The sequence below is a fragment of the Streptococcus mitis genome (assembly GCF_946190325.1).
Lineage (GTDB): Bacteria > Bacillota > Bacilli > Lactobacillales > Streptococcaceae > Streptococcus > Streptococcus mitis_CF.
This window is the reverse complement of sequence record NZ_CAMHZR010000093.1, coordinates 1-215: the sequence shown is the minus strand read 5'-3', so window position 1 is coordinate 215 and position 215 is coordinate 1. Positions and strand designations below refer to the sequence as shown.

The window sequence follows — 215 nt, the reverse complement described above, 5'->3', positions numbered from 1 at the left end:
GGTTACACAGCGGATAAATCAGAAATCCCAGCTGTAAGTGGAGTTCAAGCGAAAGACCAAGACCGTGTTGAAACAGTTACTTACCGTAAGGATGCTCAAAAAGCTATTATCCGTTACGTAAGCACTAACGGTAACCGTGTTCTCACAACAGATGAAGTGACAGGTAAGTCAGGTGAAGCCATTGCCTACAGCACAACAAGTCAAATCACAGAATT

1 protein-coding gene is annotated in these 215 nt (G+C 43.3%); it reads left to right on the top strand.

Translation table 11 applies throughout. The annotated features are described in order from the left end of the window. Positions 1 to 215 (top strand): mucin-binding protein (locus tag N8M95_RS09290; RefSeq protein ID WP_261117097.1); only part of this gene is annotated, 215 nt, incomplete at both ends.